Annotated in this window: 18 protein-coding genes and 2 pseudogenes; 13 read left to right on the top strand and 7 right to left on the bottom strand. The window is 64.2% G+C overall.

Annotation, left to right across the window (positions count from 1 at the left end; all coding sequences use genetic code 11):
- Positions 1–23 precede the first annotated feature (23 nt).
- The 7 genes and pseudogenes from LN996_RS15730 to LN996_RS15700 form a co-directional block, all read left to right on the top strand.
- The gene (locus LN996_RS15730; RefSeq protein ID WP_231341297.1) at positions 24–1460 is read left to right on the top strand and encodes a sugar porter family MFS transporter; all 1437 of its coding nucleotides are present in this window, start codon (positions 24–26) and stop codon (positions 1458–1460) included.
- Complete coding sequence (locus LN996_RS15725; protein ID WP_231341296.1) at positions 1457–2374, top strand: BadF/BadG/BcrA/BcrD ATPase family protein; 918 nt, start codon at positions 1457–1459, stop codon at positions 2372–2374. Before LN996_RS15730 ends, LN996_RS15725 begins: the two co-directional genes overlap by 4 nt.
- A 76-nt stretch (positions 2375–2450) precedes the next feature.
- Complete coding sequence (locus LN996_RS15720; protein WP_231341332.1) at positions 2451–3569, top strand: DUF2092 domain-containing protein; 1119 nt, start codon at positions 2451–2453, stop codon at positions 3567–3569.
- Positions 3566–4537, top strand: coding sequence for an ABC transporter ATP-binding protein (locus tag LN996_RS15715; RefSeq protein WP_231341295.1), 972 nt, complete (start codon positions 3566–3568; stop codon positions 4535–4537). The genes LN996_RS15720 and LN996_RS15715 overlap by 4 nt, the downstream gene beginning before the upstream one ends.
- A complete protein-coding gene (locus LN996_RS15710) occupies positions 4527–5393 on the top strand; it encodes an ABC transporter permease (RefSeq protein WP_256491451.1) in 867 nt (288 codons plus the stop codon). The genes LN996_RS15715 and LN996_RS15710 overlap by 11 nt, the downstream gene beginning before the upstream one ends.
- 20 nt (positions 5394–5413) lie before the next feature.
- Positions 5414–5920: pseudogene (locus LN996_RS15705) on the top strand (L-threonylcarbamoyladenylate synthase); the annotation flags it as partial.
- A 207-nt stretch (positions 5921–6127) separates the two neighbouring features.
- Positions 6128–6226 (top strand): annotated as a pseudogene (locus LN996_RS15700) (threonylcarbamoyl-AMP synthase); the annotation flags it as partial.
- Positions 6227–6228: 2 nt separating this feature from the next.
- Here LN996_RS15700 and LN996_RS15695 read toward each other — a convergent pair.
- Both LN996_RS15695 and ligD read right to left on the bottom strand, forming a co-directional pair.
- On the bottom strand, positions 6229–7329 hold the full coding sequence (locus LN996_RS15695; RefSeq protein ID WP_231341294.1) for a serine hydrolase: 1101 nt from the start codon (positions 7327–7329) through the stop codon (positions 6229–6231).
- Between the two features lie 12 nt (positions 7330–7341).
- Positions 7342–8367 (bottom strand): non-homologous end-joining DNA ligase, encoded by a 1026-nt coding sequence (gene ligD, locus LN996_RS15690; RefSeq protein ID WP_231341293.1) that lies wholly within the window; start codon positions 8365–8367, stop codon positions 7342–7344.
- A 76-nt stretch (positions 8368–8443) separates the two neighbouring features.
- On the opposite strand from ligD, the gene LN996_RS15685 reads away from it, so the two are divergent.
- A complete protein-coding gene (locus LN996_RS15685; protein ID WP_231341292.1) occupies positions 8444–9109 on the top strand; it encodes an alpha/beta family hydrolase in 666 nt (221 codons plus the stop codon).
- A gap of 3 nt (positions 9110–9112) precedes the next feature.
- Here the strand turns inward: LN996_RS15685 and LN996_RS15680 are convergent, their stop codons facing one another.
- From LN996_RS15680 to LN996_RS15670, 3 genes are all read right to left on the bottom strand, one after another.
- Positions 9113–11221, bottom strand: a complete 2109-nt coding sequence (locus LN996_RS15680; protein WP_231341291.1) for an elongation factor G-like protein EF-G2 — start codon at positions 11219–11221, stop codon at positions 9113–9115.
- Positions 11222–11382: 161 nt separating this feature from the next.
- A complete protein-coding gene (locus LN996_RS15675) occupies positions 11383–12135 on the bottom strand; it encodes a M50 family metallopeptidase (RefSeq protein ID WP_231341290.1) in 753 nt (250 codons plus the stop codon).
- A complete protein-coding gene (locus tag LN996_RS15670) occupies positions 12132–12749 on the bottom strand; it encodes a TetR/AcrR family transcriptional regulator C-terminal domain-containing protein (RefSeq protein WP_231341289.1) in 618 nt (205 codons plus the stop codon). The genes LN996_RS15675 and LN996_RS15670 overlap by 4 nt, the downstream gene beginning before the upstream one ends.
- A 159-nt stretch (positions 12750–12908) precedes the next feature.
- Here LN996_RS15670 and LN996_RS15665 point away from each other — a divergent pair, with 159 nt between their 5' ends.
- Together LN996_RS15665 and LN996_RS15660 are read left to right on the top strand one after the other, a co-directional pair.
- Positions 12909–14366, top strand: coding sequence for an APC family permease (locus tag LN996_RS15665; protein ID WP_231341288.1), 1458 nt, complete (start codon positions 12909–12911; stop codon positions 14364–14366).
- Positions 14356–15990: an amidohydrolase gene (locus tag LN996_RS15660; protein WP_231341287.1), complete on the top strand. Its 1635-nt coding sequence runs from the start codon at positions 14356–14358 to the stop codon at positions 15988–15990. The genes LN996_RS15665 and LN996_RS15660 overlap by 11 nt, the downstream gene beginning before the upstream one ends.
- Here the strand turns inward: LN996_RS15660 and hrpB are convergent.
- On the bottom strand, positions 15987–18638 hold the full coding sequence (gene hrpB / locus LN996_RS15655; RefSeq protein WP_231341286.1) for an ATP-dependent helicase HrpB: 2652 nt from the start codon (positions 18636–18638) through the stop codon (positions 15987–15989). The two genes, LN996_RS15660 and hrpB, sit on opposite strands and share 4 nt — an antisense overlap.
- An 89-nt stretch (positions 18639–18727) precedes the next feature.
- Positions 18728–19771: an NAD(P)-dependent alcohol dehydrogenase gene (locus LN996_RS15650; protein WP_231341285.1), complete on the bottom strand. Its 1044-nt coding sequence runs from the start codon at positions 19769–19771 to the stop codon at positions 18728–18730.
- Positions 19772–19901: 130 nt separating this feature from the next.
- On the opposite strand from LN996_RS15650, the gene LN996_RS15645 reads away from it, so the two are divergent.
- From LN996_RS15645 to LN996_RS15635, 3 genes are all read left to right on the top strand, one after another.
- On the top strand, positions 19902–20798 hold the full coding sequence (locus LN996_RS15645; protein ID WP_231341284.1) for a helix-turn-helix transcriptional regulator: 897 nt from the start codon (positions 19902–19904) through the stop codon (positions 20796–20798).
- Positions 20799–20818: 20 nt separating this feature from the next.
- Entirely contained in the window at positions 20819–21223 is a 405-nt protein-coding gene (locus LN996_RS15640) for a cupin domain-containing protein (protein ID WP_231341283.1), read from the top strand.
- 97 nt (positions 21224–21320) lie between these two features.
- The gene (locus tag LN996_RS15635; protein ID WP_231341282.1) at positions 21321–23009 is read left to right on the top strand and encodes a DapH/DapD/GlmU-related protein; all 1689 of its coding nucleotides are present in this window, start codon (positions 21321–21323) and stop codon (positions 23007–23009) included.
- The last annotated feature ends 484 nt before the right edge of the window (positions 23010–23493 follow it).

Genomic DNA, 23493 nt, shown 5'->3' with positions numbered 1-23493 from the left:
TTTCCACAGATTCAAGGACAAAGATGTCGATCCTGCACGACCTACGGCAAACACCCCGGCTCGGGCTCCTGGTGGGCGGCGCTGCCGCGACCGTCGGAGTGATTTACGGCTACGACATGTCGAATATTGCCGGTGCACTCCTCTTCATCACCAAGCAGTTCAACCTCACCACTTCCCAGCAGGAACTGGTGACGACCGCCGTCGTTGCAGGAGAAGTCCTCGGCGCACTGGTGGGCGGCTGGCTCTCCAACCGCCTTGGACGCAAAGCCTGCATGGTGGGCCTCGCCGTGGGTTACGCGCTCTTCGCCGTACTCAGCGCAATGTCGAACGATGTACCCACCCTGCTGATCGCACGGCTCCTGCTGGGCCTGACCATCGGAGTGTCCGTGGTGGTCGTCCCGGTTTTCGTCGCTGAGTCAGCGCCGGCCAAAGTTCGCGGCGCCCTCCTGGTGGCCTACCAAGTGGCAACGGTCATAGGAATCATTGTGGGTTATGTGGCCGCCTATGCCTTGGCCGGCACCGGTTCCTGGCGGTGGATGCTGGGTTTGGCCGCGGTCCCGGCAGTCATTGTCCTGGCCATCGTCATCAAACTCCCGGATACCGCGCGGTGGTACATGATGCGCGGACGGACTGCAGAAGCCAGGAGGACGCTCTCCGCCATCGAGCCGGACAGTGACGTGGAGGCCGAACTCGCAGAGATGCAGCGGGCTATCAGTGAAGAACGCGGGGGTGGCCTTCGCGAAATGTTTCGTACTCCCTACCTGAGAGCAACCGTGTTCGTGGTGGGCCTGGGCTTCTTCATCCAGATAACAGGCATCAATGCAGTCGTGTACTACAGTCCCCGCATCTTCGAAGCGATGGGCTTCAGCGGCAATGCTGCGCTGCTCCTCCTCCCTGCAGCAGTCCAGGTTGCAGCGTTGTTTGCCGTCTTCGTGTCCCTGTCCCTGGTGGACCGGTTGGGGCGCCGCCCGGTGCTCCTGACGGGCATCGGCATGATGGTGCTGGCCAATGTCCTCTTGGTAGGGGTCTTCATGGCAGGACAGAACTTCGGCGGCCTGCTCACTGTGCTGGGCTTCCTCGGCGTCCTTCTTTTCACCGTCGGTTTCACTTTCGGCTTCGGCGCCCTGGTCTGGGTCTACGCCGGCGAAAGCTTTCCTTCGCGGCTGCGTTCCCTCGGAGCGAGCGCCATGCTGACCTCGGACTTGGTGGCCAACGTGCTGGTTGCCGCGTTCTTCCTGACGATGCTCCAGCGACTCGGAGGAGCCGGAACCTTCGCAGTGTTCGGTGTTCTGGCTATCCTCGGATTTATGTTTGTCCGAAAGTTCGCACCCGAAACGAAGGGACGTCAGTTGGAGGAAATACAGCAGTTCTGGGAAAACGGCGGCAAATGGCCCGACGACGAAGCCGGCACCCCTGCCGGTCCCTCAGTAAAAAACGATGAAGCGGCGGCCATCCGGTGACGCCCGCAGTTCTGGGCCTGCACATTGGCGGTTCCAAGACGCACGCCGTCCGCTCAGGCGGTGCACTCACGAGCGAAGAGCAGAGCGGGGCCGTTTCCACGGACGGCGTAGAGATTACCGAAGCCAGTGCCAACCTTTCCTCAGTGGGCCATCAGGGCGCCGATGCCGTCCTGCGGAGGATTGCCGCAAGCGTCGGTGGCGGAATCGAGGCCGTGTGCGCAGGAGCAGCCGGCGCGGACACCCCGGCCAGCCGGGCAGTCCTGTCCGCCCTGCTCACGGAGCACTTCCCAGGCGCCCGTATAGACGTGGTCCATGACACGCGGATCGTGCTCGCGGCGGCCGGCCTCGACGCCGGTGTTGTCCTGGTTGCGGGCACCGGATCGGTGGCGTGGGGCCGCAACCATGACGGACGCGAAGCACGCAGCGGTGGATACGGCTACCTGCTGGGCGATGAAGGCGGCGGCTATTCGGTGGTGCGTGATGCCGTGCGCGAGGCGCTGCGGGAGTATTACGCAGGGCTGGAACCCGGCACTCTTGTCCGCGCGCTCATGGCCGCAACGGCCAGTGTGGATGCGTTGCAACTCATGGACTCCTTCTATGCGAAGCCTGAGCCGGACCACTGGGCTGTGCTCGCTCCGTTGGTCCTTGAACTGGCAACTGAAGGCGATCCGGCCGCTTTGCGGATCCAGGCAGAGGCAGCCCATCATCTGGCCACGCTGGCCAGGCAGGTCTTGGGAGAGCTTGGCTTGGACCTGCCTCTGGTCATGGCAGGCAGTTTGTTGGTGAACCACACCCAACTTGCCGGGTCAGTTGGCCGAAAGGTTTCCTTGGAAGATCCGTCGTTGATCCGGATCCTTAAGCAAACCCCAGTCCACGGGGCGGTGGAATTGGCCCGCCAACTTATCCGGGGCTGATGCAGGGGGCAGGTGATCCGGACGGTTATCCGGAGTAGTCTGGATTTATGCCTTTCACGTGTGGTGGTTGGTAGCAGTGGCGCGGACCAAGCAGCGGTGGCTGCCTGCCGTCCTGATCACCCTTGTGGTGGCGATGGCAGTAATGTTCGGCTCAGTACAGGCCGGCGCCACGGTGTCCCTCCCACCCAAGACCGCCGACGAGGTCCTGGCCATGATCGCGCGCACCGAAGTGCGGGCTCTGTCCGGCACAGTGGAACAGACCGCCGGGCTTGGGTTACCCGAGGTCCCTGCAGGACCGGGAACCGCCCCAGGAGCGGCCTCAGCCATGGAACTGTTGACCGGGTCGCACACGGCCCGGGTTTACCTCGATGGCCCGTTCAAGGCCCGGTTGCAGGTCTTGGACCGCATGGCCGAGCGTGACGTCGTGATCAACGGTGGTGACGCGTGGTTCTACAACTCCGCGGACAACAGCGCGACGCATTTGACCATGCCGGCGCCAAGCAGAGCGGAAGTCCCGTCCTTCGCGGGGCCGAGGGAATCGCTCCCTCCCACGCCATCGCCGGACACCTCTGCGCGGGACGTGCCCACGCCTGAAGCCATGGCGAGCCGTTTCCTGGCCGCCATTGATGACAGCACAGGGGTATCGGTCGGCGAGGCTTCTTCAGTGGCCGGCCGCAGCGCATACCGTGTGAGCCTGCACCCGCGCAGCACGGAAACCCTGGTTGACTCGGTGACCATCGACGTCGACGCGGAAACCGGGCTTCCGTTGGGCATCGAAGTCCGCGCCAAAGGGCAAACCGAACCGGCGTATTCGCTTGCCTTCACTGAGCTGGACCTGTCCACACCGGATGCCATGTTGTTCGACTTCACCCCACCCCCGGGCGCCACTGTGTCGGAGAAGGCACTCCCGGCCAAGCCCGTTCCAACCATGACGGCCCCTGAGGGTTCCCCCACGACCAGCCACCCCCGCCCCACTGTCACAGGACAGGGCTGGGATTCGATCATCGCCTTGCCCGCCGGTTCTGCTCCGTCCGGGCTGACCTCCAATCCCCAGTTTGCGCAAACGCTGGAGCCAGTTGCCGGCGGCCGGGCGTTGAGGACATCGCTGGTGAGCATCCTGATTCTCGACGACGGCCGCATCTACGCGGGCATGGTGCCCTTGGAACGGCTCCAGGCAGCCGCTGCCGCACTGTGAAGGAACCCGTCCCAGCCGAACCCGCCATAGAAACGCACGGCTTGGTCAAGCGTTTCGGCCACCGATCCGCCGTCAATGGAATTGATCTCTCGGTCCCCCGTGGGTCCGTGTTCGGTTTCCTTGGCCCCAACGGTTCAGGAAAGACCACCACCATCCGGGTGCTGCTGGGCCTGGCTTCGGCGAACAGTGGGAGCGTCCGCGTCCTCGGTAAGCCGATGCCGGAGGCCCTGGCAACAGTGCTGCCTGATGTGGGGGCCTTGGTGGAGGGGCCGGGCTTTTATCCTTTCCTCTCAGGCACGGGCAACCTCATGCGCCTTGATGCCGCCGATCGGCATGCTTTGTCCTCTACCCGGCGGCAGCGCGTCCATGACGCCTTGGAACGCGTTGGGCTCAGCCACGCCGCCGGAAAGAAAGTCCGCGCTTACTCGCTCGGCATGAAACAGCGGCTGGGGCTGGCCAACGCCATGCTCAGGCCGCGGGAGCTGCTGGTCCTCGACGAACCAACCAACGGCCTTGACCCGCAAGGGACGCGTGAGGTCCGGGGCCTGGTCCGTTCACTAGCGGCAGGCGGGACCACGGTGTTCGTTTCCAGCCATCTACTGGCTGAGGTGGAACAGATGTGTACCCATGTGGGCGTGATGAGCGCCGGCCGCCTGGTGGCCCAAGGACCTTTGGATGAGTTGCGCGCTGCCGGGCAAACGCACGTTGTGGTGCAAACGCCCGACGTCGAACGCGCCGCCAGTGTCTTGACGCGCCTTGGACTGGTTCCCGGCGAAGCTCCGGGAACTGGAAGCGCGTGGGGATCCACCGCGTTGCTGGGCACCGGACTCAACGGAGTCGAACCCGAGAGGATCGTGGCCGCTCTGGTGGCCGACGGTGTCCGTGTCCGCGGCTTCACCGTGGAAAAAGCGAGCCTGGAAGATCGGTTCGTGTCGCTGACCGGAGAGGGGTTCGACGTTGTCGGCTGAAATTGCTTCGCCTCACGGCGCCGTCATTGGCCGACCGGGAATCGGATGGGCGCTGCTGGGCTCGGAGTTGTCCGTACTGTTCCGCCGGCTCCGCACGTGGGCCATGCTGATCGCCCTGGCTGCCGTGCCCATCCTGATTGCCGTGGCCGTCAAATTGTCCTCCCGGCCCACGACACCCGGGCGGGGACCACTGTTCCTGGACCGGATCACCCAGAACGGCCTGTTCGTCGCAGTGACTGCCCTGGTGGTGTGCGTTCCGCTGTTCCTGCCACTGACGGTCGGCGTGGTGGCCGGCGATACCATCGCCGGCGAGTCCAGCCTGGGAACCCTGCGGTATCTGCTCCTCGCTCCCGCGGGACGGATCCGCCTGCTGCTGGTGAAATATGCCGGGGCCGTTGCTTTCTGTTTCGCAGCGACGGCGACCGTCGCTGCCTCCGGCGCCCTGGCCGGCGTCGTACTTTTTCCCGTGGGCCCGGTGACTTTACTGTCCGGCGACACCATCAGCGTTGGCGAGTCAGCGTTGAGGTCCCTGCTGATCGCTGCGTACATCACGGTGTCGCTCCTTGGGCTGTCCGCGATCGGACTGCTGATCTCCACCTTCACGGATGTGCCGGTAGGCGCCATGGCTGCCACCATCGTCCTTTCGGTGGTCTCACAAGTATTGGACAACCTGCCCCAGCTTGAGTGGCTTCATCCATGGCTCTTCAGCCACCACTGGCTGGGGTTCGCGGATCTGCTGCGCCAACCGGTCTCCTGGACGTCGTTCGCCGGGAATGGGCTCCTCCAAGCCGGATACATCGCAGTGTGCGGCGCGCTGGCCTACGCAAAATTCTCCAACAAGGACGTCTTGTCATAGCTTTGTCGTAGGCTCTTTCCATGGCCAGATTCTTTGACGTGCACCCGGAAGATCCCCAACCACGCGCCATCGGCCAAGTGGTGAACATGCTCCAAGGCGGCGGCCTGATCGCCTACCCTACCGACTCCTGTTACGCGCTTGGCGCCCAGATCGGCAACAGGGAGGCGCTGGACCGCATCAGGAGCATTCGGCACTTGGACGACAAACACCACTTCACCCTGGTGTGCAAGGACTTTGCCCAAATGGGCCAGTTCGTGATGATTGACAACGACATTTTCAGGAGCATCAAGGCCGTTACCCCCGGCAGTTACACTTTCATCCTCCCTGCCACCCGTGAAGTGCCCAAGCGGCTCCTGCACCCGAAGAAGAAGACTGTGGGCGTACGTATTCCGGATCATAGGGTGGTCCAGGCGCTCCTGGCGGAACTGGGCGAACCGCTGTTGTCCAGCACGCTCCTGCTTCCGGACGAAGAAGAGCCCTTAACCCAGGGCTGGGAGATCAAGGAACGGCTGGACAACCAGGTGGAGGGGGGGGGGGGCGCCCGGGGCCCAGGGGGCGCGCCCCCCCCCCGGCATTTGTTGTACACGGGGGGCGCCGACGATATTGGCCGGGGGGCGGGGGCGCCGGCGGGTCCCCCCCCGCCCCCCCCGCCCCCGCCCCACACGCCGCCTCCCCCCCCGGGGGGGGGCGGCCGCCCGGGGCTCCACACCGGGGGGGCCGGGCCAACCGCGGCCGGGGACACTGGATCCGAGCCCACCACAGTGATTGACTTCTCCAGTGGAGCAGCCGAAGTAGTGCGCCGGGGAACGGGCGATCCTTCACGCTTCGAGTAGGCTCAGCGGAAGTGGAAACGGCAGCTCGAATTCAACGCCACCTGCGCGAGTCCCGTCATTTCCAAGGCCAGTGCTGAAGGCTGTGGTGCAATCGGCTGCGGCGGATAGGCCATGAAGATGGCCAGTTGGCGGTTCTCGTCGGCGCTGCTCATGGTGATGCTCCCGTATCCGGGCACGTCTCCGGCATGGCCGTAGTAGGAGCCGTTCGTGCAGTGGTCTTCCCAATGGTCCAAGCCAAGGCCGTAGCCCGCGAACACGCTCCCTTTCATGGAGACGAGACTCTGCGGCGCCAACAGCCGGCCCTCCAGCAGCGTGGCCTGGAACCTGGTGAGGTCCTCCACCGTGGATAGGAGGCGTACGGATGAAGCCCCGTTCGGTACGTGCGGGAACGTCACATCCACCGTCTCCCCGTTCAGCTGGACGTAGCCGTGGACCACATCATCCGGTGTGGCGGAGCCCGGCACGAGCAGCGATGTGGAATCAAGGGTCAAGGGCGACAGGATATCTGTTCGCAGGGACGTCTCCAGGGGCACACCCCTCAACCGCTCCACCAGAAGACCCAGCAGGGTGTCGGCCTGGGGCGATGGCGCAGCAGGCAACTCCGTGGCGTCACCAAGGAGCTGGCGGATCGTCACGGGGTTGCCTGCCGGGACAGATCCTGGCAGGTGGGTGTTGATGGGATCGTCCAAGGCCAGCCGGCCTTCCTCGACGAGCTTCAGCACGGACACGGCCACCATGGTCCGGAGCTGATCCCCACCATCAAAACGGTCACCGGGCTGGACCGAAACCGGCGCAGCACGGCTCCTCACTCCTGCTGCGTGGGTCCACTCCTGTTGGCCGGCCTTCACTTTGATGAGCACCGCCGAGGCGCCTTCGTCGAGCTTCTCCCTGGCGAAGAGTTCCAAGGTGGCCCGGAGCTCCTGGAAGGCCGGCGAAACAGCCATCGTCACCGGCATCGAAGGTTCCAGTGACGGTGTCTGCGATGGTTCCACAAGCGTGGTGGGCTGGGACGGCATCGGCACCGGTGTGCCCGTGCAACCGCAGAGGAACAGCCCGCACACGACTGCGGCGGTCAGGGCCAACCTCGCTGCACTTTCCGGCATGCGGACTCCCGCTTACTCCTCCTGCTTGCGGGCCCGGCTCGGCTGCACGCGCATGGGCTCGCCCGGCATCTTGGGGAACTCCGGTGGGAACGGCATTTCGCCTTGACCATTCTTCACGTCCCTCTCCCACCACCCGAGCAGGACGTCGATGCCGCCAGGCTGTTCGTGCATGGACGCCCACGGGTCCCCCACCGACGTCAAACGGTCCGGAACAGTGGCGATGGTGTATTTTGCCGGGTCGGCGTTCTCCAGTTCATCCCACGTCAGCGGACAGGACACCTGGGCCAGTGGCACGGCCCGTGGGCTATATGCGCCGGCGATGGTCCGGTCCCGGTTGGCCTGGTTGAAGTCCACGAAGATCCTTGTCCCGCGTTCCTCCTTCCACCACGCGGTGGTGACTTTCTCCGGCATGCGGCGCTCCAACTCCCGTCCAGCGGCAATCACGGCGTGGCGTACGTCGAGGAACTCATGCTTGGGGTGGATCGGCGCGTACACATGGAGTCCGCGGTTGCCGGAGGTCTTGATGAACGCCGTCAGTCCGGCTTCCGCCAGAACGTTGCGGAGTTCCTGCGCGGCAGGTATCGCGTCGGCGAAGTCGGTTCCGGGTTGGGGGTCGAGGTCGATTCTCAACTCATCCGGATTGTCGGGATCGCTGGCCCGGGACGCCCAAGGGTGGAATACCACCGTATTCATCTGCGCCGCCCACACAGCCGCTGCCGGCTCATCGATCACCAATTGTGGATGCGACCGGGCACTGGGATACGTCACCGGGACCGAGCGGACGTACTCCGGAGCGCCCTTGGGCGGATTCTTGGAGAAGAACATCTCCCCCTCAATGTTGCCTGAGTACCGTTGGAGGCTGATGGGCCGGTTCCCGTTGGCGGTGACAAACGCTTCGCCGACGTCGATGAGGTAGTTGGCAAGGTCCAGTTTCGTCAGCCCCGCCTCCGGCCACATGACCCGGCTTGGACTGGAAATCCGGACCTCCCGGGGGCCGTCGGGACCGGGCACAGTAACGGTGGTTGCTTCGCTCGCCATGGGCACAAGCTACCCCGTTAAGGCCACGCGCGTCAGCACCCACGGCGTTTTTGCTGCAATGGGCAAAGATGGATACATGCCAAATACTGAAACACCTGTTGCCATCGCTGTCGGAGAGTCCGACATATCCGCCCTCCACATCCGGCCGGATCATCCGTTTGCCACGTTGGTGGTGGCGCACGGCGCCGGGGCCGGGATGGAACACCCGTTCCTCCAGGGGTTCGCTATGGCGATGGCTGACCTAGGGGTGGCCACCCTGCGGTTCAACTTCCCCTACCGCGAGGCCGGCAGGCGTTTCCCTGATCGCCCGCCGCTGGCCATCGCCACCTGGCGAACGGTAATGGACAAGGCCGCCGGGCTCAGCAACGGCGAGCCCCTCTGGGCGGCCGGCAAGTCCTTCGGTGGGCGCATGGCGTCCATGGCCGTCGCCGAAGGAATGCCTGCCAAAGGTCTGGTGTATCTCGGCTATCCACTGCACGCGCCCGGAAAACCGGAGAAACTGCGCGACGAACACCTCTACGGCGTCACGGTTCCGATGCTCTTCCTCCAAGGCACCCGGGATACGTTTGCAACACCGGACCTGCTGGAGGGCGTAGTGGACAGGATCGGTCCGACGGCGACACTCCAGTGGAGCGAAGGCGGTGACCATTCGTTCGCGGTCAAAGGCTTGAAGCGCAGTGCCGCCGAGGTGGGAGCATCCCTTGCCCCGGCAGTGGCGTCCTTTATCCGGGCCAACTCCTAGGGGCTACTTCGGCAGTGGCTCGTGGCGAAGGTAGGACCGGCGGAAACGCCCCGTTCCGGCACTGAGGGCGCGCAGATCGATCGCGTACCGCAGCAGTTCCTGATCAGGAACTTCCGCACTGATGTCCGTTCCCTGGCCGTCTGCCGCGGTGGTGCCCGTGACCCGGCCGCGCCGCCCCGAAAGATCGCTCATGACCGCACCCACATAGTCATCGGGAACGCTGATGACTACTGATGAGACAGGTTCCAACAGTTGGATTTTGGCGGCCGCGGCGGCCTCGCGGAGTGCCAACGCTCCCGCTGCTTGAAAGGCTGCATCGGATGAGTCCACGCTGTGGGTCTTTCCGCCCACCAAGGTCACCTTGATGTCCACCACAGGGAACCCCGCAGACACACCCTTGAGCATCTGCGAACGGATCCCCTTCTCCACGGACGTAACGAACGTCCCGGGAATGGCGCCGCCGATGATCTTGTCCGTGAAGGCGAATCCTTCACCCCGGCCGAGGGGCTCCACCTCGATGTCGCAGATGGCAAACTGCCCGTGGCCACCGGATTGCTTGACGTGACGCCCGTGTCCCGCAGCCTTGGTGGCGAAAGTTTCCCTCAGCGGGGTGACTACGTCCACGGTCTGCAGTTTGACGCCCTGATGGCGAAGCCTGTCCAGGACCACCTCAGCGTGGGCCTCCCCCATGCACCAGAGGATGAGCTGGTGGGTGTCCTGGTTGCGCTCCAAACGAAGAGTTGGATCGGCGGCAGCCACCTTTCCGATGCTCTTGGCCAGTGCGTCTTCGTCACTGCGGGAGGCGCCCTCGATGGCAATGGGCATCAAGGGCTCGGGCATGTTCCAGGTCTCGATCAACAGCGGAGCCTCGCGGTCCGAGACAGTGTCTCCGGTCTCGGCGGTGGCAAGCTTGCTGATGGCGCAGATGTCACCGGCAATGCACTTCGGAACGGCCTTCAGGCTGGAGCCAACAGGCGAGTAGAGATGCGTGACGCGTTCGTCGGCGTCGTGGTCTTCGTGTCCCCTGTCCGCCAGCCCCCTGCCGCCGACATGTATCGAGGAGTCTTCGCGCAGGGTCCCGGAGAAGACCCGAACCAAGCACACGCGGCCGAGGAAGGGATCTACAGTGGTCCGAACCACCTCGGCGGCAAGGCGCCCGGTTGGATCACATTCCAAAGGCTTCAATGATGAACCGTCGGGTTTCATCACAGCGGGAGCGATGCGTTCCAACGGCGATGGCAGGGCATCGGTCACCAGGGCCATGAGCTCCGGTAGGCCCAACCCCGACTCGGCAGACGTCGGGATCACCGGGAAGAAACTCCCCCTGGCCACAGCGGTTTCCAGATCACTGACCAGGTCCATCAGAGGCAACTCTTCCCCGCCGAGGTACCGGTCCATGAGGGTTTCGTCTTCGCTCTCGGCGATGATGCCTTCGATCAAGGTTCCCCTGGCTTCTTCGACGTCCGCGACCGGCAGGCCTTGATGATCGGCGCCCTCCAGCACTCCGATGAGGCCGGCGTTGCCGGACGCGGGAAGGTACAGCGGGAGGACCGACTCGCCAAAGGCTTCCTGGCACCTCACGACGGCGGCACTGAAGTCAGCGCGCGGGTGGTCCAGTTTGCTGATCACCACCACCCTGGGCATACGGACGTTCTCGCACTCGCCCCACAAGGCAGTGGTGGCACCGTCAATGCCGTCCAAAGCCGACACAACAAAAAGGGCCGCATCGGCGGCCCTCAAACCAGCGCGAAGTTCGCCGGTGAAGTCGGTGTAACCGGGGGTATCAATCAGGTTGACCTTGACGTCTCCTACCAGGATTGGTGCGACGGACATGGTCACGGACCGTTGTTGGTGGATCGCCGAAGGGTCGGAATCACTCACCGTGGTGCCCTCGCTGATGGAGCCCATGCGGGAGGTGGCGCCCGTTGCTGCGAGCAGGGCCTCGACGAGCATCGACTTACCTGCCGCTGAATGGCCGACGAGTGCAACATTCCGGATGCGGGCAGGATCACTTGCTGCCAATGCCAATGCCGATCCGTTATCGCTCCGCTTGGCCTCGGGCGTTCCGGTGCCGCTTCCCTTTGCAGTTTCGCGTGTGCCCTTCGCGGACATGGGCACCTCCTGGTGTTATCTCCCGGCACGGAGTCCGAATGCCAAACACTTCGAACGTTAAAGAGGATTGGACACCCAAAAGCGACCACAGGGCAAGGGGCAGGCAGCGAGCAACGCGGACCAACCGCCGTCGAACCGCGGAAGCGCAGCCAAACAGCGGTCTATACGGCGAGCATGCCCCACAACAACCAGGCGGACGCTGCTGCGCATCCCGCAATCACCGCAGTGAAACCCGATAACCACACGAATACGGGGACGCCCGTAGTGCGGCCAAGGATGAACGCATCGGATGCCGCGAGCCTTTCCCGGCGCCGGGTGTGGACGCCGGCAAGCTTGAGGAGGTCCCGGACGCCGCCGACGGACAGGGCGATGCCGAGGGCAAGCACGACATAGTTAACGGTGGTGGGGGCTGCAAACAGAACCAGGACCTGGGCGACGGCGGCACTGAGTACCGCCACGAGGATCCCGGTAAGGTTTCGCAGGAAAATCAGCGACACCAGCAGGACCACGGCTCCGACGGACATGGCCGCGCCCGACCTGCCTGCGGCACAGGCGGCAATCAGGCCCAGCCCGACCACGGCGGGCGCCGGGTAGCCCCAAAACCCTGACCATGCCGCACCAAATGCGCTCCGTCCACTGCTGACGAGGCGGCCGGAATGGTCGAGCCCGATGCGGAGGCTGTGCACGAAGCGGCCGGTCATCAGCGCCGCATAGGCGTGGCCGAGTTCATGGACGAACGTTACATAGAGGCCGAACCAGCGCCACGTAACGCGTGGAATGCTCAGGAGGATGGCACATGCGAGGATGCCGAGCAGCGCAGGCAATGGCACTGCCGTGGTGTGGGTCTCCGAGAAACCGCGCACCACGGAGTCCCACCAGGTTTGGGCGATATTCCCGGCACCTTCCACCGTCACAGCACCGTCGACTGAAGACGCGCGTGGAGGCCGGCGATGAGGATCTCGAGGCCGAAATCGAAGGCCGCCTCACCGCGCTTCCCAGCCGGACCTGCTTGGGCCAGGGCGCCGGTAAGCCTGGGGAATCCCTGGGCGGGCGGCGCCCAGACAACGTCCGGGGCGGCGAGGTCCAGTGCGAAACCGAGCGCGAAACTGTCGATGGTGGAGATCGCTGACACCACGTCCCGGCCACGGAATCCCGCACTCTCAAGTGCCACGGCAAGGTTCTCGTAGAGGGCAAGAACCTGATTATCCTGAACCGTTTGGAGGACCAACAGCGGAGCGAGCCGGGGATGGCGTGCAAAAGCGTCACGGTAACTTCTGACGATCGCCCTGAGCGCGGCCTCCCAATCCTGCCCGTCCCCGAGGACATAGGGGCTCTCAGCGATGATCCGGCCGCGCATCAGTTCAAGGATCTCCTCACGCCCGCTGACGTGGTTGTAGATGGACGACTGGCTGACCCCGATCCGCTTGGCCAGTTTCGGCAGGCTGAAGTCCCCTGCCTCGTCCACCAACTCAAGAGCGGCGGTAACGAGTGCATCGATGGATATCAGCGGGACCAGCGGGCGTGCCATACGGGTGTCTCCATTCAGGGTTGTTGTTACGACTCTAGCCAGAAGTTTGCGTCGAAGTATTGTGCTGCGAGTCACAAGACCCTACGATAAACGAAAGCCTTTCGCTTTATGTTCCATCCTCCTAAAACTTCCCTCCCCCAATAACCACAGAGGACCCCCATGTCTGACCTCGAAACCCGACCTCCAGCAGCGGATGCTGGAAGCGGGCTCAAACGGAATGCCATTGGCACTGGCGGCATTGCCTTCCTGGTAATTTCTGCCGCAGCCCCGTTGACTGTCATGGCCGGCGTGGCGCCTGTAGCCATCGGCACCGGGGGCATCGGCGCCCCCATGGGCTACGTCATTGCCGGCGCTGTCCTGCTCGTCTTCGCGATCTCCTTCATGGCCATGACCAAACACGTCAAGGCCGCCGGCGGTTTCTACACCTACATCACCCTGGCCATGGGCAAAACAGTGGGGCTGGCCTCGGCCATTCTGGCAATCGTGTCCTACAACTGCCTGCAAATCGGCGTCTACGGACTCTTCGCGGTCCAAACCCAAGCCATGCTGAGCACCCTCTTCGGCCTGGACGTACCGTGGCCGGTAGTTGCTTTGGTTGCTATTGCGGCCGTCTGGTTCCTCGGCTACCGCGGGATTGATGTCGGCGCCAAAGTCCTGGGCGTCCTCCTCATCGCTGAGACCGCCATCCTGGGCATCATGGGCGTGGCAATCCTCGCCCGTGGCGGCGCCCAAGGAATCAGTTTCGCCTCGTTCTCCCCGGAGCACGCGTTCACCCCCGGAGTCCTTGCCATCCTGGCGATCTGCTTCGCGGCCTTCATGGGCTTCGAATCCACCGTGCTGTACCGGCGTGAAGCACGCAACCCGGACAGGTCCGTCCCGCGGGCAACCTACATCGCCGTTGGGTTCATGTCCGTGTTCTACGCTTTCATCGTTTGGACCGTCATCCAGGCCTACGGTGACGGAAACGTGGTGGCAGCTGCCGGCGAACTGGCGGATGGAATGTTCTTCGCCACCATCAATGAGTACGTAGGACCGTGGGCCGAGGTGGTCATGTATGTCCTCATCGTGACCAGCGTCTACGCCTCGCAGCTGGCCTTCCACAATGCTATTAACCGCTACGTCTACATGCTTGCCAAAGACGGCGTCCTCCCGGCTTTCCTCGGCAGGACACACCCCAAATACAAGTCGCCGCATCGCGCTGGGCAGATCCAAACCATCCTGGCCGCCGTCGTCATCATCATTTGCGCCATTGCCGGAGCCGACCCCTACAAGCAGTTGCTGATCTGGGTCAACACCCCAGGGATCTTCGGGATCGTTGCGCTGCAGGGCCTGGTGTCGGTCGCAGCGTTCATCTACCTGCGTCGCAACCCCGCGGCGGTCACCAACCGCCTGCTCCTTCCGCTCAGCGTCGCCTCGGCCATCCTGCTTTTCGGCGTAGTGGCGCTGATCGCCATCAACATCGAGCTCCTCACCTTTGCCGATGCGTTGACCAACACCATCCTGATCCTTGTTTCCCCCATCGTTTTCCTGGCAGGCCTGCTGATTGCCCGCAGCCTGCGCACCACCCGCCCCGACGTCTTCGCCCGGATTGGAAGCTACGAAACCCATGACTCCTGACCTCATCGTCCTTGCCGACACCATCCACACGATGGATGGGCAAACCCACGGACAGCCTGTCCAGGCCATAGCCGTCCGCGGTGGCGTGATTACCGCCGTCGGCAGCCGCCTGGATGCCCAGCAGTGGCAGCAAGCCGGCACGCGGGTGGTTGACCTGGGCAGCGCCACGCTTACTCCGGGCCTGGTGGATTGCCATCTCCATCCGGTATTCGGCCTGGACCTGACTATCGGCGTTGACTTGTCCGGAGCGACGACGCTGGATGAGGTCAAAGCCCTGCTGTCGTCGGAAGCTGCCAACGACGCCGGTTGGTTGCGTGGATGGGGACTGAACCCGAATGCCTTTGGGACAGCGCCGTTGCACCGCAGCGTCTTGGACGACGTCAGCGGCCACAAGCCCGCAATGATCAGGTTGTTCGACGGCCACTCGGCCCTGGCCAACAGCCGGGCGCTGGAACTGGCCGGCATCCACGGTCCGCACGAATTCGCGCAGGCTTCCGAAGTGGTGTGCGATTCCGACGGCGACCCCACCGGCTTGTTGCTTGAAGCCGCAGCCATGGAGCTCGTCCAACGGCACATCCCGCAGGAGACCTTCAACCAACGTAAGGCACGCCTCGGCGATCTCTTGAAGGACTTCGCCCGCTCGGGACTGACGGGGGGCCACATCATGGACCACAGTGACGAATCCAGCGCACTCTTCCAGGCGTTGGAGTCCGACGGCGGGCTGCCGCTGCGGCTGCGGGCAGCGCCGTGGTGCATGCCGGGCAGCGATGAAACCGACTGGAAGGAACTTGCCCGCACGATTGGTACGGGCGGCCGCCGGTGGTCCGTTGAAGCCATCAAACTCTTCGTCGATGGAACCGTGGACAACGGGACAGCCTGGCTCTACGAACCTGATGTTCACGGCCAGTCGACCGCACCATTCTGGCCACGGCCGGAGGAATATACCGCGGCCGTCCGCTACTTCGCATCGCGCGGTATCCCGACAGCGACGCATGCCATTGGTGATGCGGGAGTGGAGCATGTGTTGACTGCATTGGAGTCGCTCCCCGGCATTGTTCCAGCGGACATCCTGAGCCAGACCGTCCACAGGATCGAACACCTCGAGACCGTCCCGGACGCGCTCGTCGCTCGTTTCAAGGGGTCGCGCGTGGTGGCCAGCATGCAACCTACACACTGCACCCACTATTCCCTCGCGGATCACAGTGACAACTGGTCGACCCGTCTCGGCACTGAAAGGGCGGAGCGGGCATGGCGCTGCAGGGACCTTCGCGAGGAAGGCGTGACGTTGGGCATCGGTTCGGATTGGCCGATCGCACCCTTTGAGCCACTTCCGATCATCGCCGATGCACAGTTGCGCCGGAGATCCGGACATCCGGAGCAGGAACCCATCGCGCCGGCCCAGGCACTCACCGCACTCCAGGCGCTGGAGGGCTACACCTCGCACGCGGCAAAAGCTGCCGGCCTGTGGGACGTGTCGGGCTCCATCACAGTAGGAAAACGGGCAGACTTCACCGCGTTCGAGCACGACCCCCTGACCACAGCCCCGGACGAGCTGGCCGCCAGCGCCGTAGTGGGAACGTTCGTGGACGGCGAGATCCAGTTCATGCTGGAACGGCTGGCCTAGCTGGAGGGACCGGACCCCATCCGGTTCTTCGTCCTGGCGGTGGCCGGCGCGGTCCAAGGGTCTTCGGGCCAGGGATGCCTGGGGTAGCGACCACGCATCTCGGCCCGGACCTGGGCGTACGGACCGGACCAGAAAGACGCGAGGTCATCAGTAACGGCCAGGGGCCTGCCTGCCGGTGACAGCAAGTGAAAGAGCACAGGTACCCGGCCCTCGACGAGGTGCGGCGTGCGGTCCCAGCCAAAGCATTCCTGGAGTTTGACCGCCACAACCGGCCTGCCGCCGTCGCCCGTATCCCCACGGTCCGAAACTTCGGGGTAGTCGATCCGCACCCGCGAGCCGCTGGGGACCTCAAGCCGCTCGGGCGCGAGGCTGTCCAGACGGGATGCCTCGGGCCAGGGCAGCAGTCGCCGCAAAGGTTCCGTGAGGTTGATGGAATTAACGGAGGTCCCGGTGGCCATCGCTTCCAGTTCCGGGGCCAGCCAGTCCTCAAGCCGGGCCAGGAGATTGGGCTCACGGACGTCGGGCCAGGGATCGCCGAGCTGGTGATATAGCAACGCCAGCCGCCTTCGCAGGGCATCAGCTGTGGCGGACCAGCCAATGGTCGCTAACCCGGCCTTTCCCAGCGCCGCAGCAACAGCGTGACGTCCGGCCTCCGCGCTGGGACGGACAGGTGTGGACGACAGGACGATCGCGCCCAGTCGGCGTTCCAGCCGGGCAGTCACCTTGCCCTGGTCAAACTTCGCCTGCACCCTGCTGACCAGTAGATCCGGCGCCGCAGCTTCGGCGAGTTCCGCCGTCAAGGGAGCGGCTGAGCGGATCACGGCACCCGTTCCGGCTGCATCGCGGCCCTGTGCGCGAGACACTTCGGCCACCGCAAGCCAGTGATGCCCGGACAGTGGACTTCCCGCCGGCAGCCCTGCCCGCGTCCCGGATGACAGCAAGTACGTGGTGGATCCATCACCGGGAACCAGCCGGGCCACCCGGTCAGGGAACGCCAACGCCACCACAAAGCCAGGCGCTTCCCTCGCGGTGACCTCCGTCTTCGGTAGTGAAGGCACGACGGCGGCCGCCTCCTGACGCGCGATCGATTCCATCCGCTTCGCGTCCTCAGCGAATCGCCGGACACCGGGGTCGGAGCCGGACCGCAGGGAGGTCAGGAGCCTTGTGAGGTCTGCGCCCGGTGCACGCTGGTCACCGGAGACCAGGGCCACCGTCTCGGCCGCTGCACGTTTGCCAACTACCGCAGCTCCATCCAGCAGGGCGCGGGCAAGCCGTGGGTCTGCGGGGACACGGGCCAAGGTCTTGCCCAAGGCGGTGACTGAGCCGTCGGCTGAGGCAGCGCCAAGTTCCCGAAGAATCTCCATGGCATCGTTCATGGCCCCGGGCGGGGGCGCATCAGGCAACTTCAGGCCCTTGCCGCCCGGCGCACCCCAGCACGCAAGGACGAGCGCGGCTCCGGTCAAGTCTGCGACCGAGATTTCGGGCGTTTGATGCGCCGGGGAGGCCGCCAAGGCCTGCTGGTCGTAGCAGCGGACCACGGTGCCCGGTCCTTGCCGCGCAGCGCGGCCAGCACGTTGCTCGGCCGAAGCCCGCGAGCAGGACACTGTCACCAGTCCGGACATTCCACGGCCTGAGTCCCGCCGCGGTTCCCTTGACAGCCCGGAATCAATGACCAACCGCACGCCGGGAACGGTAAGGGACGATTCCGCAAGGGCAGTCGACACGATGATCCGCGGCGGGCCTCCTGGCGCCCGGCCTGAAACGGCGCGGTCCTGGGCGTCCGGCCCGATCTGGCCGTGCAACTCCAGTACCTCAACGTCCCCCTGCACCTGGGCGCGAAGGCGCGTCACGACGTCGGACACTTCACGGGCGCCAGGGAGGAAAACCAGCGCGTCCACGTCGTCGTGCTTGGCCAGCGCCGCAGCGTGGGTTGTCGCTGCAGTGCGGGCGATGTGGTCCAGGAAGCTGCGGGCCACGCCCCGGTCGTTGAGCCGGTGTTCAGCGGCAGGAGCCCATTGAACCTCCAGGGGATACAGCGCGGACGGGCAGTCGACGACGGGAGCCGGCCCGCCGTCGGCATCCCCTGACCCGTTCCGCCCCAGCAGTGCGGCAAAGCGTGCGGCATCCAGGGTTGCCGACATGGCCACCACCATGAGGTCGTCCCGGAGTTCCCGGACCTCGGAGAGCATGCCGACAAGGAGGTCCGTTTCCAGGCCCCGCTCGTGGACCTCGTCCAGAACTACGGCATCGGTGCTTTCGAGGCCGGGGTCGGCGAGGAGACGTCGGAGAAGGATGCCGGGCGTGACGAACTCCACCATGGTTTCCTGGCTGGTCTTGCTCTCACCACGGACGGTGTAACCCACTTTGCCGCCCAGGCGGCTGCCGTCCAATGAGGCCAGACGGCGGGCTGCTGAACGGGCAGCAACACGCCGCGGCTGGGTGACGACGACACGTGTCCGGCCTGTTTGTCGTTGATCGATAAGGTTGGCCAACAACGGTGGAACCAAGGTGGTCTTGCCTGTACCAGGTGGTGCTTGCACGACTGCAGTGCCGCCGTCGCCCTGATTCTTCACGGCGTTTGCCAAGGCCTCAAGGGAATCAGCGAAGACCAAGCCCTTGCCGATGGTGTCCAGTCTGAAAGGCACCATACATTTGCGCGTGGGCCCGGGCCGGGGAACGGCCACGCCCGCTCCCGGGGGCGGGGCCTTTCCTGTGGCTTCTGTGCCTGCCGTGCCTGTTAGCCGATGGTGGAGGCGTCGATGACAAAGCGGTAGCGGACGTCCGAGGCAAGGACGCGTTCGTACGCATCGTTGATCTTGCTGGCCGGGATGACCTCGATCTCAGCGCCCAATCCGTGTTCTGCGCAGAAGTTCAGCATTTCCTGCGTTTCGCGGATGCCGCCAATGGCTGAACCGGCGAACCGGCGACGACCCGTGATCAGCGAGAATACGTTCACCGGAAGTGGTTCGGCCGGAGCGCCAACGTTGACCAACGTTCCATCAAGCGTCAGCAACTGAAGGTACGCACTGATGTCGATGGAGGCGCTGACCGTGTTGATGATGAGGTCGAACGTACCGCCGAGCTGCTCGAAGGTGCTGGGATCGCTGGTGGCGTAGTAGTGGTCCGCGCCAAGCTGCAGCCCGTCCTCCATCTTCTTCAGTGACTGCGAAAGGACCGTGACCTCAGCGCCCATGGCGTGCGCGATCTTGACGGCCATATGGCCGAGCCCGCCGAGTCCGACGACGGCAACCTTCTTGCCAGGGCCGGCGCCCCAGTGGTGGAGCGGCGAGTAGGTGGTGATGCCTGCGCACAGCAGCGGCGCAGCGACATCGAGGTCCAGGCCGTCCGGGATGGTGACGACGAAGTCCTCGTTCACCACCACGTGGCTGGAGTAGCCGCCCTGGGTGATGGTGCCGTCGCGGTCAACAGCACCATACGTGCCCACATTTCCGTTGAGGCAGTACTGCTCTTCTCCGGCACGGCAGTTCTTGCATTCCTTGCAGGAGTTGACCATACAGCCGACGCCCACACGGTCGCCCACCTTGTGTTTGGTGACCTCCGGGCCGACCTCAGTGACGATGCCGGCGATTTCATGGCCGGGAGCCAGCGGATACTGTTGCGGGCCCCAGTCGCCGCGAACGGTGTGGATGTCGGAGTGGCAGATGCCGGCGAACTTGATGTCGATGTGGACGTCGTTGGGGCCCACCTCACGACGTTCGATGGTAGTCAAGGTCAGGTCGCCCGTGGCCGAGGGGGCAGCGTAAGCATTAGCGGTAGGCATGTTTCTCCTGCGTGGTTCTCTTTGTTGGATAACTCCATCTAACCCTGATTCCCTGAACGGAAGGAGTTACTGCTGTTAGGGGTAATGACAGGGACTCCCTTAGCTGGTCATAGGCCATACCGTTGAAAGCATGGACAACCGGACTGAGACGCGCGACTTTCTTGCTACCCGGCGGGCGAAAATCACCCCCGAACGGGCTGGGCTGGCAGCCTATGGTGGCAACCGCCGTGTCCCGGGCCTTCGTCGCGGGGAGGTGGCCATGCTCGCCGGAGTGAGTGTTGAGTATTACACCCGATTGGAGCGCGGAAATCTCTCCGGTGTCTCGGAAAGCGTACTGGAGTCCCTGGCCAACGCACTGCAGCTTGACGACGCCGAACGCGCCCACCTTTACGACCTCGCACGAGCGGCGAGCGACGGCGGCAGGTCTCGTCGTCGTCCGATCCGAAAGCAGGCCATCCGGCCAGGCGTGCAACTTACCCTGGATGCAATCACCGGATCGCCCGCGTTCATCCGCAACGGGCGCCTGGATTTGCTGGCGACCAACGCCTTGGGCCGGGCGCTGTACTCGGACATCTACGACAGCCCGGCCGGGCCGCCCAACCATGCGCGCTTCCTCTTCCTTGACCCGCGCAGCCACGATTTCTATACGGACTGGGAACGTGCCGCCAACGACACCGTGGCCATCATGCGGACCGAAGCCGGCAAGGATCCCTACGACAGGGGGCTCAGTGACTTGGTAGGCGAGCTGTCGACCCGCAGCGAGGAATTCCGGGTCCGATGGGCGTCACACAATGTCCGCCAGCACTACACCGGGAAGAAGCACTTCCGTCACAGGATCGTGGGCGACCTGCATCTGTTGTACGAGGCATTGGATCTGTCCGCCGACGCCGGCTTGACCCTGACCGTCTACAACGCCGAACCCGGCACGGGCACAGCGGACGCGTTGCAACTGCTCGCAAGCTGGGCCGCCACCACGCTGGAGATTCCCCGGGAATCAGCGCCTGCCCGAAACATCCACAACCAGTAACCCGGAACGATAAAGGAATCATGGACATCTTCCCCAAGACCATCAGCACCAAAGGACCCGCAGAACTCTTCACCGGTGATGTCTACTTTGACGTCATCGCCAAGGGTGAAGCTCCCTCGCAGCTGCGGGTCAATCTCGTCCGCTTCGCACCGTGTTCCCGCACCGCATGGCACACCCATGCCGCTGGGCAAACACTGCACGTCACTGACGGGGTTTGCTTGGTTCAGGCCCGCGGCGGCGAGGTAAAGGTGGTCCAGGAGGGCCAAACCATCTACACACCTCCAGGCGAGTGGCACTGGCACGGCGCTGCCCCTGACCACTTCATGAGCCACTTGGCCATGTGGGAAACCACCGGGGTTGCTGATGGTTCCGAGACGACCTGGGGCGAGTTGGTCAGCGACGAGGAGTATGGCTACCCGGGGTGAACGAACATGATCGATTGTGGTGGACGCATTGACCGGCGTTTGACCGGCGCGAATAATAGGGGAAGCGCTTTCCATTACTCACCGCGGAGTCAACAACGTGAATGCCCCTCACCACCTCAGCTACGACTACTCCCCTTGGACGTTCTGGACTTCCGCATCGGATGTGGAGCGCGAGGCACAGCACGAGTATCAGAAGGTCTTCGCGGAACGGGCCGGAGTCACTATCGGTGAACGGGCATTCCTTTCGCCCCTTGCCAGCGTCGATCCCGATGCCCTCTCCATCGGCGCCGACTCGTTTATTGCTGCTCACGCATATGTCACCGGCACCATCACCATCGGCAACGACTGCACCGTCAACGCCTTCACCGTGGTTCGAGGCAACGTCACCATGGGCAGCGGCGTGCGGATAGGTGCCCATACGTCCATCCTTGGCTTCAACCATTCGATGGATCCGTCCGAACCGGTCTTCAAGCAACCACTGACCAGTAAAGGCATCCAGCTTGGGGACGACGTCTGGATCGGCTCCAACGTTGTGGTCCTTGATGGAGTTACCGTCGGATCCCATGCTGTCCTGGCCGCCGGTGCCGTGGTCACCAAGGATGTCCCGGAATGGTCGATTGTTGGAGGGAACCCGGCCCGCCGGATCCGGGATAGGCGGGAGACCGCTTCAGCTGGACCATCCGGTGCCGGGGAGTCTGCGTTCGACGACGAGTTGTTGGCCAGGTTGGCGGCCTTCGCCGATGCAGCACGCGCTGACGCTCCTGCGATTCTTTCGAGGAACTGGACGTCTGCCGCCGGTGGCAGTTATGTGGACCGGCCTGGCACGGCGCCGACCGTTAGGGCGCACTGCGATGCAGTTGAAATAGCGGATCTGCTTCTGGGTTGTGCCCCGTTGGAACTGTCGCGTGAGGAGCACATATCGCGGCTTCAGAATCTCCAGGATCCATTGACAGGCCTGGTTCCGGAACTGGGTTTTGATCCACAGGGTTCCGATGGCGGACTTCGGTTCGGTTCCGGCCCTGCCACGTACCACGTCCTATCCGTGGGATACGCAGTGGATCTTCTGGGCAGCCGGTTCCTTTACCCGGTGCATGCCGTGGCAGAGATGGACCCGGCTGGGTTGGTGGCGTCCCTGGAGGCCCTGCCTTGGCGTCAGGAAGCCTGGGAGTCCGGCGCGTGGGTGGACGCTTGGGGAACTGCCGCCTGTTGGAACCTCGCCCAAAGGCATCCGAACTCCCCTGGTTCAGTTGAGGCGATGTTCGGCTGGCTGTTGACGCACGTCAATCCTGGGGCCGGTACATGGGGTACCCCCACGGCCGACACCCGGTTGAAAGTAGTGAACGGATATTACCGCCTCACCCGTGGCACGTTTGCCCAGTTCGGCTTGCCGGTCCCCAACGTTGAGCGCCTGGTGGATACCGTCCTTGAGCACTCCAAGGACCCACGATATTTCGCTCCCGGCCGGCAGAACGCGTGCAACGTCCTGGACGTTGTCCATCCTTTATGGCTTGCGTCGAAGCAGACGATGCACCGCCGGGATGAGGTGAATGCATGGGCTGCGACCCAGCTGAAGCAGGCCCTTGCCTGGTGGCATCCGGGCGAGGGAATTGCCTTCAGCGCCGCGCCGGAGAGCGGCAGCCAGCATCTGCCAACCCTTCAAGGAACCGAGATGTGGCTGGCCATCATCTGGTATCTCGCGGACCTTCTCTGTAGCGCCGAAGCTTTGGGATACCGGCCCCGTGGCGTGCATCGACCTGAAGCCGCATTCCAGCTGCCGACACTCTAGGCACACCTTGGGGCAGTCACCTCCGGGAATCACCGCCGGCAGTCGCCGTGGCAGCGCCAAGGGAGGCAGACGGCTATAAATGTCGGAGCCTCGTGACAGGGTTCAGTTATGGGAATTATCGGGCAGATCGTGGCACGGCGGGCAAGTTCACCCCGCGCCAGTGGGCTGCCGCGTCAACGGTCCCTGAGGGCTGAAAGTGGCACCGCGCGGGTCGCGGCTTTCGAAGGCACGACGGCGGTTGGCACCGTCGCGTTGAGCTCCGAAGACGCTGGGCTGCTTGGCGGACTGGGCACGGAAACCGTGTCCTCGGAAACCGGGTCCTCGGACGTAGGACCCGGTGGAGGCGTGCACTCCGCTGACGTTGCTCCGGGCTTGCGTGTCATTCCGACGGCGGACAGCAAGCGCGTGGCTGGCTTGATTGAAGCGGGCCTGCCTTCTCCTGGAATGGCGGGCGTGTCGCTTGCGCAGGCGGATGAAGCCTTGA

It is taken from the genome of Arthrobacter sp. AK01 (assembly GCF_021109375.1).
In the GTDB taxonomy this organism is placed as follows: Bacteria; Actinomycetota; Actinomycetes; order Actinomycetales; family Micrococcaceae; genus Arthrobacter.
The sequence above is the reverse complement of the archived record's forward strand: the minus strand, read 5'-3'. Positions and strand labels throughout refer to the sequence as shown.